Genomic DNA, 14106 nt, shown 5'->3' on the forward strand with positions numbered 1-14106 from the left:
CCGGATTCACGACTGGGGCTGCTGCTGTGGCTCGACCGCATTGCGATCGGCCAGCGCTTTCATGGACAGCTTGACGCGGCCTTTTTCGTCGGTCTCGAGCACTTTCACGCGAACGATCTGGCCTTCGGTCAAATAGTCGGTGACGCGCTCGACGCGCTCGTGCGCGATCTGGCTGATGTGCAGCAGGCCGTCCTTGCCGGGCAGCAGGTTGATCAGGGCACCGAAGTCCAGGATCTTGGTGACCGGGCCTTCGTAGACCTTGCCCACTTCCACTTCAGCGGTGATCTGCTCGATGCGGCGCTTGGCTTCGTCGGCCTTGGCCGAGTCGGTCGAGGCGATGGTGATGGTGCCGTCTTCGTCGATGTTGATCTGCGTGCCGGTCTCTTCGGTCAGCGCGCGGATGACGGCGCCGCCCTTGCCGATCACGTCGCGGATCTTCTCGGGATTGATCTTCATGGTGAAGAGCTTGGGCGCGAAGTTGGACACCTCGGTCTTGGCTTCGCCCATGGCTTCCTGCATCTTGCCCAGGATGTGCATGCGGGCTTCCTTGGCCTGTGCCAGTGCGACCTGCATGATTTCCTTGGTGATGCCCTGGATCTTGATGTCCATCTGCAGCGCCGAGATGCCGTTGGTGGTGCCGGCGACCTTGAAGTCCATGTCGCCCAGGTGATCTTCGTCACCCAGGATGTCGGTCAGCACCGCGAAACGGTTGCCGTCCTTGATCAGGCCCATGGCGATACCGGCCACGTGGGCCTTCATCGGCACGCCGGCGTCCATCAGCGCCAGGCAGCCGCCGCAGACCGAAGCCATCGACGAGGAGCCGTTGGACTCGGTGATTTCCGACACGACGCGCATGGTGTAGGGGAAGTCTTCCTTGCTCGGCAGCGCGGCGATGAGTGCGCGCTTGGCCAGGCGACCGTGGCCGATCTCGCGGCGCTTCGGCGTGCCAAAACGGCCGGCTTCGCCAGTGGCGAAGGGAGGCATGTTGTAGTGCAGCATGAAGCGGTCTTCGAACTCGCCGGCCAGCGCGTCGATGCGCTGTGCGTCGCGGTCGGTGCCCAGCGTGGCCACCACCAGCGCCTGCGTTTCACCGCGGGTGAACAGGGCCGAGCCGTGGGTGCGGGGCAGCACACCGTTGCGGATTTCGATGGCGCGCACGGTGCGCGTGTCGCGGCCGTCGATGCGGGGTTCGCCGGCCAGGATCTGGCCACGCACGATCTTGGCTTCGATCTCGAACAGCAGGGCTTCGATGGCCACGCTGTCGAAGGCCACGCCTTCGGCTTTGAGAGCGGCGAACACGTCGGCGTAGGCCGAGCGGCAGGCCTGGGTGCGGGCCTGCTTGTTGCGGATCTGGTAAGCGGCTTCGAGCTTGGCCTTGGCCAGGCCGTCGATCTTGGCGATCAGCGGCTCGTCCTTGGCAGGTGCCTGCCAGTCCCATGCCGGCTTGCCGGCGTCACGCACCAGCTCGTTGATGGCGGCAATCGCGATGTTGCCCTGCTCATGGCCGAACACCACAGCGCCCAGCATGATTTCTTCAGACAGCTGGTCGGCTTCGGATTCCACCATCAACACGGCGGACTCGGTGCCGGCGACCACGAGGTCGAGCTGGCTGTCTTTGAGCTGCGTCTGACCGGGGTTGAGCACGTACTGGCCATTGACGTAGCCCACGCGGGCGGCGCCGATGGGGCCGTTGAACGGGATGCCGCTGACCGACAGGGCGGCGGACGTGGCGATCATGGCGGCGATGTCGGCCTGCACTTCAGGGTTCAGGCTCACCACGTGCACGATCACCTGGACTTCGTTGTAGAAGCCTTCGGGGAACAGGGGGCGGATCGGGCGGTCGATCAGGCGGCAGGTCAGCGTCTCGAGTTCGCTCGGGCGGCCTTCGCGCTTGAAGAAGCTGCCGGGGATCTTGCCGGCGGCGTACGACTTCTCGGTGTAGTCCACGGTCAGCGGGAAGAAGTCCTGGCCGGCCTTGGCTTCGGTCTTGGCGACCACGGTGGCGAGCACCACGGTGTCGTCGATGTTGACCAGCACGGCGCCGGTGGCCTGGCGCGCGATTTCGCCGGTTTCCATGGTGACCGTGTGCGGGCCCCACTGGAAGGTCTTGGTGACTTTGTTGAACATGCTCATGGTCTATCTCCTGGAATTTTTTCCGCCACCCGGCGGAAATCACAGCGTGCGGCAAACCCGCACAAAACCCGGAAACACAACCCAGAACACGATGCCATTCCAGGTGGATTGAGTGCTTCGCCGGTGGCGCTCAACCCGCTTGGAATGACACAGCTTCGCTCTGTGATCAATGCTCCGGAATCAAAAAAAAGGGGTCAAAAAAGCAAAAAACGCCCGAGCCAGCGAACCAACTCAGGCGTTTTCTGTGTCAACCCGGGCTCAATTACTTGCGCAGACCCAGTTTGGCGATCAGCGCAACATAACGCTGGGCGTCTTTGGACTTCAAGTAATCCAGCAGCTTGCGGCGGCGGCTCACCATGCGCAGCAGACCGCGACGACCGTGGTGGTCTTTGGCGTGCGTCTTGAAGTGGGGGGTCAGTTCGTTGATGCGTGCGGTCAGGATGGCGACCTGCACTTCGGGGCTGCCGGTGTCGTTGGCGGCGCGTGCGTTGGCCGCGACGACTTCGGCTTTGATGGATTGGGCAATCATGGAATTTCCTTGTGGTTACATGCGTCCCGGCGCAGCCAGTCGGCACAAGGAGTTGCTCCAGGGCCGGCCGCCGCATCGGGCGTGGGTATGCTGTCCTTTCGAACGGCAATCGCGGATTATAGGGCAGAAGGCGTCAGGTGCCGCCACCGGGCTGGGCGGCGATCCAGCGGCGCAGGCGGGAGACGCCCTCCTCCAGCCGGTGGGTGTCGCGGCTGGCGAAGCACCAGCGCAGCCAGCCAGCCGCTTCAGGGCTGAAGGCGCTGCCCGGCGCCAGGCCGATGCCGGCCTCGCGCACCAGCCGTTTGGCCACGTCCAGGCAATCGTCATGCCCCTGCAGTGTGAAAAAGGCGTACATGCCACCCAAGGGCTCGGCCAGCGTCACACCAGGCACGGCGCGCAGCAGCGGCACCAGGGTGTCGCGGCAGGTCTTCAAGTGCGCCACCAGCGCGGGCGTGACTTCTGAGCCGCGCTGCAGCGCCACGGTGGCCCCACGCTGCACGAACACCGGCGCGCACGAGGTGTTGAACTCGATCAGTTTGCCCAGCGCTGGCGTGAGCGCAGCGGGCAGCACCAGCCAGCCCAGGCGCCAGCCGGTCATGAGAAAGCTCTTGGAAAAGCTGTGCGCCACGATGACACGGTCGTCGGGGTCGGCCACGTCCAGAAAGCTCGGAGCCGCGCCGTTGGCGGTGTCGCCGGCGTAGTACAGCCGCTCGTAGACCTCGTCGGCCAGGATCCAGGTGCCGGTGCGGCGGCAATGCGCCAGGATGCTGGCTTGCTCGTCGCGGGTCAGGGTCCAGCCCGTGGGGTTGTTGGGTGCATTGACGATGAGCATCCGCGTGGCTGGCGTGATGGCGGACAGCAAGGCTTCCATGTCCAGCGCCCAGGCGCCGGCCCGCGGGCCGGCGCCGAGCACGCGCAGCGGCACGCACTTCACGTTCGCGCCCATGATCAGCGGCTGCGCCACGAGGTTGGGCCAGGCCGGCGTGACCACCACCACCTCGTCGCCCGCCTCCACCAGCGCCTGCGAGGCCAGCATCAGCCCGTTCACGCCGCCGGAGGTGACGGCCAGCCGGTCCATCCAGTGGGCTGCGCCGCGCCCCGGGTGCAGACCGTCGGTGTAGTTGGCAATCGCTTCGCGCAGCTCGGGCAGGCCCAGGTTGTGCGCGTAGAAGGTTTCCCCCGACTGCAGCGAGGCCATGGCGGCTTCGCGGATGAAGTCGGGTGTGACCTCGTCGCTCTCGCCAAACCAGAACTTGAGCACGTTGTCGCGGCCCAGTCCTTCGTTGGCCACCTCGCGGATGCGGGAGGCTTCGAGGTTTTCAACGACGGGGCGCATGAAGGGCGTGTGTGGAGACATCAGGGTCGGATCATGTTGCAGCGGTGAGGCTGTTCGGCTTGTTGGGGGGCCAGGTTGCGGATGACACGAAAGCCGTAACCCGAGCCTTCGACGTCGAACTTCGCGCCGGGCGCGCCCTGGCGGTCCATCACGGCCACCGCCAGCGGCTGCTGGAACTGGTGGTCGGCGGCGCGCATGCGGGCGGTCTGGCCAGCCAGGGAGACGTCGGCTTTCTCCAGCTGGGCGGCGATGGTGGCGGCGTTCACCAGGCCCGCAGCACCGGCGCGCTCAATGGCTTGCGCGAGCGACTCGATCATGAGCTGCATGCGCATGTGCACGTAGTCATCGGCCGGGTTGGGGAAACGCTGGCGGAACGATTGGTAGAAAGCTTCGGACTCCCGCGTGGGCACGTTGGGAAACCAGTCGGCCACGGCGATCACCTTGCCGATGCCGGCCTCGCCCATGGCCGCGGGTGCGCCCAGTGCGTTGCCGTAGAAGGTGTAGAACGTGCCGTCAAACCCGACCTCGCGCGCGGCCTTGACCAGGAGCGTGAGGTCGTTGCCCCAGTTGCCGGTCAGCACAGCCTGTGCGCCACTGGCCTTGATCTTCGTGGCGTAGGGCAGAAAGTCCTTCACACGCGCCATGGGGTGCAGTTCTTCGCCGACGATCTTCACGTCCGGACGCAGCGCGGCCAGCTGGTTGCGCCCTTCGCGCAGCACCGCCTGGCCGAAGCTGTAGTCCTGGCCGATCAGGTAAATGTTTTTGAGTTGTTTGTCTTCCCGCAGCACGCTCATGAGCGCGCCCATGCGCATGTCGGCGTGCGCGTCAAACCGGAAATGCCAGAAGCTGCACTTCTCGTTGGTGAGCACCGGGTCCACCGCCGAGTAGTTGAGGAACAGCATCTGGCGCGCCGGCTCGCGCTCGTTGTGCTTGTTGATCGCCTCGATCAGAGCGCTCGCCGCAGCCGAAGAGTTGCCCTGCGCGACGATGGTGATGTCGCGGTCGACCGCCGAACGCAGCGCCGAGAGCGCCTCTTCGGTCTGGCCCTTGCTGTCGAAGCGTTCGATCAGCAGCGGGCGGTTGCCGCCGGGCAGTTTCACGCCGCCGCGCGCGTTCACCCGCTCGGTGGCCCAGACCAGGTTGCGATACACGGCCTCACCCGTGTTGGCGAGCGGGCCGGACAGGCCTTCGATCATGGCGATGCGGATGGGCGCTGGCGCCTGGGCCAGCACCGCCGGAGCAGCGAGGACCGCGCCCAAGGCGGCAACAAGCACGCGTCGGCGCACGGACATCAACGAATCAAGCGTGTTTTTCATGAGAACAATGTTTGCGGAAAAGCCGTCAAGCGGCCGTGGCCAGATCGGCCAGTGGCCAACGCGGCTTCACATCGAAGCTGTAGCCATCGTTCACGCCGAGTGAAGCCAGCCCGGCCTGCACCCGCATGCCCCCGGCCAGTGCGATCATGGCGCCGTTGTCGGTACACAGGTGCAGTTCGGGGTAGTGCACGCGCACACCCACCTTGGTGCAGGCGGCGCCCAGCTGTTCGCGCAGCAGCGTGTTGGCCCCCACGCCGCCCGCCACCACCAGGCGGCGCAGGCCGGTCTGGCGAATCGCCATCAGGGACTTTTTCACCAGCACCTCGACGATCGCCGCCTGCACGCTGGCGGCCACGTCGGCCTTTTGCTGCGGTGTGAGCGGATCGGCCAGGTGCAGCGTGGCCGGGCCGTCCAGGCTGGCGTGGGCCAGCCGCTTCACCTGGGTCAACACCGCCGTTTTGAGGCCGGCAAAGGAAAAGTCGAGGTCGCCGCTGTGCAACAGCGGACGCGGGAACTTGAAGGCCTGGGCATCGCCCTGCAGCGCCAGCCGCGCCAGCGCCGGCCCACCCGGGTAGCCCAGGCCGAGCAGCTTGGCCGACTTGTCGAAGGCCTCGCCGGCCGCGTCGTCGATGGTTTCGCCCAGCAGCGTGTAGCGACCCACCCCGTCCACCCGCATCAACTGGCTGTGCCCACCCGACACGAGCAAGGCCACAAACGGAAACTCGGGCGGGTCGGCGCTCAAAAAGGGCGAGAGCAGATGGCCTTCGAGGTGGTGTACACCGATCACCGGCTTGCCCAGCGCAAAGCCCAGCGCGCAGGCCACGCCCGAACCCACCAGCAGTGCGCCCGCGAGACCCGGGCCGCGGGTGTAGGCGACTGCGTCCACGGCCGAGAGCGGCAGATGAGCCTGCGCCATCACGGCGTCGGTGAGCGGCAGCACGCGGCGGATGTGGTCGCGGCTGGCGAGCTCGGGCACCACGCCACCAAAGGCACGGTGCATCTCGATCTGGCTGTGCAGGGCATCGCCCAGCAGCCGCGGCGTGTGACCGCCGCTGGCGTCGACCAGGGCGACGCCGGTTTCGTCGCAAGACGACTCGATTCCCAAAATCAGCATGGTTCGAGTGTACGGGCGGCATGTTTGTTGCTCATCATCGGGGGATGCTTGCAACCACCTCTCGAACATGAAATCGGGCCTGCACTTTCTGGTGGCGGCCAAACGCTGCGAAATCGCCGAACTTCAGCAGCTCGCGCTCACCAGCGCGCTGGTGAACGTGACCGGGCGCCTGGTGCACAGCCTGCAGCGCGAGCGGGGCCTGTCCAATCTCTTTCTCGGCTCACAGGGGGTGCAGTTCGGCGAGGTGCGCCGCCACCAGATCGCCGAGTCCCGGCAGATCGAAGCCGAGCTGCGCACCTGCTTTGACGAGCTGGACACGGAATCGGCCCGGCTGGACAACGGCGCGCGCCTGTTCAGCCGCATCGCCTACGTGCTCCATGGGCTGGATGCGCTGGACGGGCTGCGCGCGCGCGTGCAGGCGCTGGAGTGGACGCCCCAGCAGGCCACCGAAGCCTATGTGCGGTTGATCTCCGGCCTGCTGGCGGTGGTGTTCGAAGCCGCGGACAGCGCCAGCGATCCCGAGATTTCGCGCCTGCTGGTGGCCTTGTTCAACTTCATGCAGGGCAAGGAATTCGCCGGCCAGGAGCGGGCGGCCGGCTCTGCCCTGTTTGCCGGTGGACGTGCCGCGGCCGAAGAGCAGCAGCGCCTGCTGCACCTGATCGAATCGCAGGAACGCTGTCTGGAGGTGTTTGCCGAGTTCTCGAACCCCCATGCGGTTGAACTGTGGAACACCACCCAGGCCAGTGCCATGCTGGCCGAGCTCGAGCGGTTGCGTCGCGTGCTGTGCACGGCGCCCCACGGCTCGCCCCTCAATGCCCAGGTGAGCCAGGCCTGGTTCGACTGCTGCAGCCGGCGCATCGACCGCATGAAGGCGGTGGAGGATCGCCTCGCACTCGACTTGCTGCAGACCTGCGAGCTGAAGATCGAAGCGGCCAAGTTGGAGTTGAACAGTTTTCACGCCCTGCACACCGCCCCAGCCACGGAGACGGACGTGTTGTCGTTCTTTCGCGCGCCCGAGACCCGGAGCACCGCGGCTTTCGCCACGGGCGCCCAGGGCTACGGCCTGCACCTGGAACGCTCCATCCTGGAGCTGGTGCAGGCGCAGGCACGGCGCCTGCAGACCATGAGCGATGAGCTGGACACCGTGCGCGCCAGCCTCAACGAGCGCAAGCTGATCGAGCGCGCCAAAGGCCTGCTGATGGCCCACCGCCACCTGAGCGAAGAAGAAGCCCACAAGACCATGCGCCAGATGGCCATGAACCAGAACCGCCGGCTGATCGAAGTGGCCGAGGCGGTGCTGGCCATGGCCGACGTGCTGCCCGAACGCCCGCGCTGAGGCCGCATTCTGCTGCGGTGCACCAATACCGGTGCCAGGGACCGCTGCGCACCAGCTTGATGCCCTGAAAACGAACAAGGCGACAAGCTGACCTCACGGTTCAGAACTCAACGCAACAGGAATTTTCCTTAAAAATCAGAGCACTTTCGCAAACACCCGCCGCACTGCGCGTCGACGTTGACGCTGGCACACAACCTGCTTTGAGAAGGACAGAGGAAAACGGGCCAATGGCGGTCCGGCTTCCAACAGTCACCCCCGACACAGGACAACGGCGTCCATTTCCGGTTTGCGATCCGCAGGCTTGGAGATGGGCGCCGTTGTGCTTTTGGGGTCCGGTTTTTTTCATCAGCAAGGAGTTGGACATGAACGCAGACATCCCCGGCACCACCGTTGCCCCGACCCCGGTCGACAGCAAACCCGATGTGGCGACCGAGACCGCAGCGGCATCCAGGCGCGATTTCATCAAGAAGAGCACCGCCATCGGCGGCGCTGCCTTCTTCTCCACGCTGGGCCACAGCGGCGTGTGGGCGGCCGGCTCGGACGCCCCTGAAAAAACCGAGGTCAGGATCGGCTTCATTCCCCTGACCGACTGTGCCAGTGTGGTGATGGCCGCCGAACTCGGCATCGACAAGAAGTACGGCGTGAAGATCGTCCCCACCAAGGAAGCCAGCTGGGCCGGTGTGCGCGACAAGCTCGTCAACGGCGAACTGGACTTCGCCCACGTGCTCTACGGCCTGGTCTATGGCCTGCAGCTGGGCACCTCCGGTCCGAAGAAGGACATGGCGGTGTTGATGAGCCTGAACAACAACGGCCAGGCCATCACGTTGTCGAAGAAGCTCGCTGACCAGGGTGCGGTGGACGGCCCGTCGCTCGCCAAGGTGATGGCCAAGGAGAAGCGCGAGTACACCTTCGCACAGACCTTTCCCACCGGCACCCACGCCATGTGGCTCTACTACTGGCTGGCCAGCGCCGGCATCGATCCGTTCAAGGACGCGCGCGCCATCGTGGTGCCGCCGCCGCAGATGGTGGCCAACATGCGTGTGGGCAACATGGACGGCTTCTGCGTGGGCGAACCCTGGAACCACCGCGCCATCGTCGACGGCATCGGCATCACGGCCAACACCACACAGGACATCTGGAAAGACCACCCCGAGAAGGTGCTGGGCACCACCGCCGAGTTCGTGCAGAAAAACCCGAACACCGCGCGCGCCGTGACAGCCGCCATCCTGGAAGCCAGCAAATGGATCGACGCCGGCCTGCAGAACAAGAACAAGATGGCCGAGACGATCGCCCAACGCTCGTACGTGAACACCGGCGTGGACGCGATCAACCAGCGCATCCTGGGCCGCTACCAGAACGGCATGGGCAAGACCTGGGACGACCCCAACCACATGAAGTTCTTCAACGACGGGCTGGTGAACTTCCCCTACCTCAGCGACGGCATGTGGTTCCTCACCCAGCACAAGCGCTGGGGCCTGCTCAAGTCGCACCCCGACTACCTGGCCGTGGCCAAGCAGGTCAACCGCATCGACATCTACAAGGAAGCGGCCACCGCGACCAAGACGGCGTTGCCCAAGTCCGACATGCGCAGCGCCAAGCTCATGGACGGTGTGGTGTGGGACGGCAAGGACCCCGCCAAGTACGCCGACGGCTTCAAGATCAAGGCGGCCTGATCAGGCCCGCCGCACCGGAGAACCAACATGGTCAGCGCCGTTTTTCATTCGCCACTGGAGGTGGCTCCCGCCACCAAGGCCGAGCCGCACGCCGTAACCACAGTGGCCGCGGTTCCCCGGCCGGCGCCCGCGCCGGTCGTTCAGTTCAAGCGCGGCTGGGACCTGCGCTTTCTCTGGACCAACGTGCTGCCGCCGGTGCTGGGCCTGGTCTTCCTCATCACCGTCTGGGCCGTGGTGGCCGGCACCGGTGAGAGCGGCATTCCCACACCGCTGGAAACCTGGAAGCAGGCGCTGGAGGTGTTCTCCGATCCGTTCTACCAGGTCGGCCCGAACGACCAGGGTGTGGGCTGGAACGTGCTCATGTCACTGCAGCGCGTGGCCATCGGCTTCGGTCTGGCCGCAGCCGTCGGCATTCCGGCGGGTTTTGCCATCGGCCGCTTTGAATTCCTGAGCCGCATGTTCAACCCGCTCATCAGCCTGCTGCGCCCGGTGTCGCCCCTGGCCTGGCTGCCGATCGGCTTGCTGGTCTTCAAGGGCGCCAACCCGGCCGCCATCTGGACCATCTTCATCTGCTCCATCTGGCCCATGATCATCAACACCGCGGTAGGCGTGCAGCGCGTGCCGCAGGACTACATGAACGTGGCACGCGTGCTCAACCTGAGCGAGTGGAAGATCTTCACCAAGATCCTGTTCCCCGCCGTGCTGCCCTACCTCTTGACCGGCGTGCGCCTGGCGGTGGGAACGGCGTGGCTGGTGATCGTGGCCGCCGAGATGCTGACCGGTGGCGTGGGCATCGGCTTCTGGATCTGGGACGAGTGGAACAACCTCAACGTGGCCAGCATCATCATCGCCATCTTCGTGATCGGCATCGTGGGCCTGGTGCTCGAATTCGGCCTCATCAAGCTGGCCACCTTGTTCACGTTTGAGGAAGTCAAATCATGAGCGACGCTTCCAAATACATCGAGATCCAGGGTGTCGAGCAGACCTTCAAGACGAAGAAGGGCAACTTCCCCGCGCTGCGCGACATCAACCTGACCGTGGCCAAGGGCGAGTTCGTCACCCTCATCGGTCACTCGGGTTGCGGCAAGTCCACCCTGCTCAACCTCATTGCCGGTTTGACCGTGCCCACCAACGGCGTGCTGCTGTGCGCCGACAAGGAGATTGCAGGCCCCGGCCCGGAGCGCGCGGTGGTGTTCCAGAACCACTCGCTGCTGCCCTGGCTCACCTGTTTCGAGAACGTCTACCTCGCTGTCGAACGCGTGTTCTCGGCCACCGAGACCAAGGCGCAACTCAAGGAGCGCACCGACGCCGCATTGGCCATGGTGGGCCTCACACCCGCCGCGCAGAAACGACCCGGCGAGATTTCCGGCGGCATGAAGCAGCGCGTGGGCATTGCCCGCGCCCTGTCGATGGAACCCAAGGTCCTGCTCATGGACGAACCCTTTGGCGCGCTTGACGCGCTCACCCGCGCCAAGCTGCAAGACGAGCTGCTCGACATCGTGGCGCGCACGCACAGCACGGTGGTCATGGTCACGCACGACGTGGACGAAGCCGTGCTGCTGAGCGACCGCATCGTGATGCTCACCAACGGTCCGGCCGCCACCATCGGCGAGATCTTGACGGTGGACCTGCCGCGCCCGCGCAACCGCGTGGCACTGGCCGACGAGCCCAAATACCAGCAGTGCCGAAAGGCGGTGATCGACTTCCTCTACACGCGCCAGGCGCACGTTGAAAAAGTGGCTTGAGGAGAACACCATGGACATGCGCGTCAACCCGAAAGCAAAACTGAAACTGGTGATGGTCGGCAACGGCATGGCCGGTGTGCGCACGATCGAGGAGCTGCTCAAGCTCGCCCCCGATCTCTACGACATCACCGTCTTCGGCGCCGAGCCCCACCCGAACTACAACCGCATCCTGCTCTCGCCGGTGCTCGCCGGTGAGCAGACGCTCGACGAGATCGTGCTCAACGACTGGGCCTGGTACACCGACAACGGCATCACCCTGCACGCCGGCAAAACCGTGACCGAAGTGGACCGCGTCAAGCGCATGGTGCGCGCCACCGGTGCCGACGGCAGCGTGATCGAAGCGCCGTACGACCGGCTCATCATGGCCACCGGTTCCAACCCCTTCATGCTGCCCATCCCGGGCAAGGACCTGGCGGGCGTGCTCGCCTACCGCGACATCGCCGACACGCAGGCCATGATCGACGCGGCCACACGCTACAGCCACGCGGTCGTCATCGGCGGCGGTCTGCTGGGTCTGGAGGCCGCCAACGGTTTGATGAAACGCGGCATGGCGGTGAGCGTGGTGCACGTGGGCCCGTGGCTCATGGAGCGCCAGCTCGACGAGGTGGCAGGCCAGCTGCTGCAGGCCTCGCTGGAAGAGCGCGGCATGACGTTTTTGATGGGTGCGCAGACGCAGGAACTGGTGGGCAACGATGAAGGCCGGGTCCGGGCGATCCGCTTCAAGGACGGCACCGAGGTGCCGGCCGATCTGGTGGTGATGGCCGTGGGCATCCGCCCCAACACCGCGCTGGCCGAGAGCATGCGCCTGCATGTGAACAAGGGCATCGTGGTGAGCGACACGCTGCAGACCGTGACCGACCCGCGCATCTACGCGGTGGGCGAATGCGCGGCACACCGCGGCATCGCCTACGGCCTGGTGGCGCCACTGTTCGAGCAGGGCAAGGTGCTGGCCACGCACCTGGCCGAGTTCGGCATCGGCCGCTACGTAGGCTCGCTCACCTCGACCAAGCTCAAGGTCACCGGCATCGACCTCTTCAGTGCCGGCAACTTCACCGGCGGCGCCAACACCGAAGAGATCGTGATGAGCGACCCGTCGGGCGGCGTCTACAAGAAGCTGGTGATCCAGGACGACAAGCTGGTGGGCGCCTGCCTCTACGGCGACACGGTCGACGGTTCGTGGTACTTCAAGCTGCTGCGCGACGGCCGCAGCGTGGCCGACATCCGCGACAAGCTGATGTTTGGCGAATCCAACATCGGCGACGTGGGCCACCAGGGCCAGAGCAAGGCCTCGGCCATGGCCGACACCGATGAAGTCTGCGGTTGCAACGGCGTGACCAAAGGCGCGATCTGCAAGGCCATCAAGGACAAGGGCCTGTTCACACTCGAAGAGGTGCGCAAGCAGACCAAGGCCAGCGCGAGCTGCGGTTCGTGCACCGGTCTGGTGGAACAGATCCTGATGTTCACCGCCGGTGGTGACTACTCGGCCACGCCCAAGCTCAAGGCCATGTGCGGCTGCACCGATCACGGTCATCAGGCCGTGCGCGACGCGATCCGGCAAAGCAAGTACACCAACACCGGCGCGGTGTTCGCCGGCATGGGCTGGCGCACGCCCAACGGCTGCGCGTCCTGCCGGCCCGCCGTCAACTACTACCTGATCAGCACCTGGCCGAAAGAGGCGAAGGACGATCCGCAAAGCCGCTTCATCAACGAGCGCATGCACGCCAACATCCAGAAGGACGGCACCTACAGCGTGATCCCGCGCATGTGGGGCGGCGAGACCACGGCGGACGAACTGCGCCGCATCGCCGATGCGGTGGACAAGTACAAGATCCCGACGGTGAAGGTCACCGGCGGCCAGCGCATCGACCTGCTCGGCGTGAAGAAAGAAGACCTGCAGGCGGTGTGGAACGACATCGGCATGCCCAGCGGCCACGCCTACGCCAAGGCCTTGCGCACGGTGAAGACCTGCGTGGGCAGCGAGTGGTGCCGCATGGGCACGCAGGACAGCACGCAGATGGGCAAGGACCTGGAGCGCGCGATGTGGCGCATGTACGCACCGCACAAGGTGAAGTTCGCGGTGTCGGGCTGCCCGCGCAACTGCGCCGAGGCCGGCATCAAGGACGTGGGCATCATCGGCGTGGACTCGGGTTGGGAGATGTATGTGGCCGGCAACGGCGGCATCAAGACGGAAGTGGCGCACTTTTTCACCAAGCTCAAGACGGCAGAGGAAGTGCTCGAGTACACCGGCGCCTTCATGCAGCTTTACCGCCTGGAGGGCTGGTACCTGGAGCGGACCGTGCACTACGTGAACCGTGTGGGTCTGGACTATGTGAAGAAGAAGATCCTCGACGACCACGAGGGTCGCAAGGCGCTGTGGGCCGAGTTGCAGTTCGCGCTCGACGGTGAACCCGATCCGTGGTTCGAACACCAGAAGGCGGCGGTGGACACGCGCCAGTTCATTCCGATCAAGGCGGTTGCGATGGAAGGGAGCACCATATGAATTCATGGATCCCTATCGCCCGTGTGGACGACATTCCCGTGTTGGGCTCGCGCTGCGTGCAACGTGAACACGGCCTGGACGTGGCGGTGTTCCGCAACGCGCAGGACGAGGTGTTCGCCCTGCTCGACCGCTGCCCGCACAAGGGTGGCCCGCTCAGCCAGGGCATCGTCTTCGGCACCAGCGTGGCCTGCCCGCTGCACAACTGGACCATCGGCCTCGACAGCGGCTGCGCGAAGGCGCCCGACGAGGGCTGCACGCCGAGGTTTGCGGTGAAGGTGGAGAACGGCGTGGTGCACCTGGACGCGCAGGAACTCTCAACCCACGCCACCGACCTCACGCGTCCCGTCGCTGGCCCGGCGAGACGCGACTTGTCTCCTCTCCCCCTGGCTGTTTTGTCCCCTCTCCCTTTGGGAGAGGGCTAGGG

Annotated in this window: 11 protein-coding genes; 6 read left to right on the forward strand and 5 right to left on the reverse strand. The window is 65.4% G+C overall.

Going from position 1 to position 14106, the window contains the following annotated elements:
- Nucleotides 1–6: 6 nt before the first annotated feature.
- The 5 genes from pnp to tsaD all read right to left on the reverse strand — a co-directional run bounded on the left by pnp (nucleotide 7) and on the right by tsaD (nucleotide 6428).
- Nucleotides 7–2133 carry a polyribonucleotide nucleotidyltransferase gene (pnp, locus tag BSY239_RS11320; protein ID WP_069046941.1) on the reverse strand — a complete coding sequence of 709 codons (2127 nt, stop codon included), beginning with the start codon at nucleotides 2131–2133 and terminating at the stop codon, nucleotides 7–9.
- Nucleotides 2134–2395: 262 nt separating this feature from the next.
- The gene (gene rpsO, locus BSY239_RS11325) at nucleotides 2396–2662 is read right to left on the reverse strand and encodes a 30S ribosomal protein S15 (RefSeq protein WP_056273781.1); all 267 of its coding nucleotides are present in this window, start codon (nucleotides 2660–2662) and stop codon (nucleotides 2396–2398) included.
- A 133-nt stretch (nucleotides 2663–2795) separates the two neighbouring features.
- A complete protein-coding gene (locus tag BSY239_RS11330) occupies nucleotides 2796–4019 on the reverse strand; it encodes a pyridoxal phosphate-dependent aminotransferase (RefSeq protein WP_257784863.1) in 1224 nt (407 codons plus the stop codon).
- A complete protein-coding gene (locus BSY239_RS11335; protein ID WP_069046942.1) occupies nucleotides 4019–5314 on the reverse strand; it encodes a branched-chain amino acid ABC transporter substrate-binding protein in 1296 nt (431 codons plus the stop codon). Before BSY239_RS11335 ends, BSY239_RS11330 begins: the two co-directional genes overlap by 1 nt.
- A gap of 25 nt (nucleotides 5315–5339) precedes the next feature.
- The gene (tsaD, locus tag BSY239_RS11340; RefSeq protein ID WP_069046943.1) at nucleotides 5340–6428 is read right to left on the reverse strand and encodes a tRNA (adenosine(37)-N6)-threonylcarbamoyltransferase complex transferase subunit TsaD; all 1089 of its coding nucleotides are present in this window, start codon (nucleotides 6426–6428) and stop codon (nucleotides 5340–5342) included.
- A 67-nt stretch (nucleotides 6429–6495) separates the two neighbouring features.
- Between tsaD and BSY239_RS11345 the strand changes: the two genes are divergently transcribed.
- The 6 genes from BSY239_RS11345 (at nucleotide 6496) to nirD (ending at nucleotide 14104) form a co-directional block, all read left to right on the forward strand.
- The gene (locus BSY239_RS11345; RefSeq protein WP_069046944.1) at nucleotides 6496–7764 is read left to right on the forward strand and encodes a nitrate regulatory protein; all 1269 of its coding nucleotides are present in this window, start codon (nucleotides 6496–6498) and stop codon (nucleotides 7762–7764) included.
- A 362-nt stretch (nucleotides 7765–8126) separates the two neighbouring features.
- Entirely contained in the window at nucleotides 8127–9437 is a 1311-nt protein-coding gene (locus BSY239_RS11350) for an ABC transporter substrate-binding protein (protein ID WP_083240189.1), read from the forward strand.
- A gap of 27 nt (nucleotides 9438–9464) precedes the next feature.
- Entirely contained in the window at nucleotides 9465–10379 is a 915-nt protein-coding gene (gene ntrB / locus BSY239_RS11355; protein WP_069046945.1) for a nitrate ABC transporter permease, read from the forward strand.
- Nucleotides 10376–11182, forward strand: a complete 807-nt coding sequence (locus BSY239_RS11360) for an ABC transporter ATP-binding protein (protein WP_069046946.1) — start codon at nucleotides 10376–10378, stop codon at nucleotides 11180–11182. The genes ntrB and BSY239_RS11360 overlap by 4 nt, the downstream gene beginning before the upstream one ends.
- A gap of 10 nt (nucleotides 11183–11192) precedes the next feature.
- Nucleotides 11193–13682 (forward strand): nitrite reductase large subunit NirB, encoded by a 2490-nt coding sequence (gene nirB / locus BSY239_RS11365; RefSeq protein WP_069046947.1) that lies wholly within the window; start codon nucleotides 11193–11195, stop codon nucleotides 13680–13682.
- A complete protein-coding gene (nirD, locus tag BSY239_RS11370; protein WP_069046948.1) occupies nucleotides 13679–14104 on the forward strand; it encodes a nitrite reductase small subunit NirD in 426 nt (141 codons plus the stop codon). The genes nirB and nirD overlap by 4 nt, the downstream gene beginning before the upstream one ends.
- Nucleotides 14105–14106 lie beyond the last annotated feature (2 nt).

It is taken from the genome of Hydrogenophaga sp. RAC07, assembly GCF_001713375.1.
Taxonomy (GTDB): domain Bacteria; phylum Pseudomonadota; class Gammaproteobacteria; order Burkholderiales; family Burkholderiaceae_C; genus Hydrogenophaga.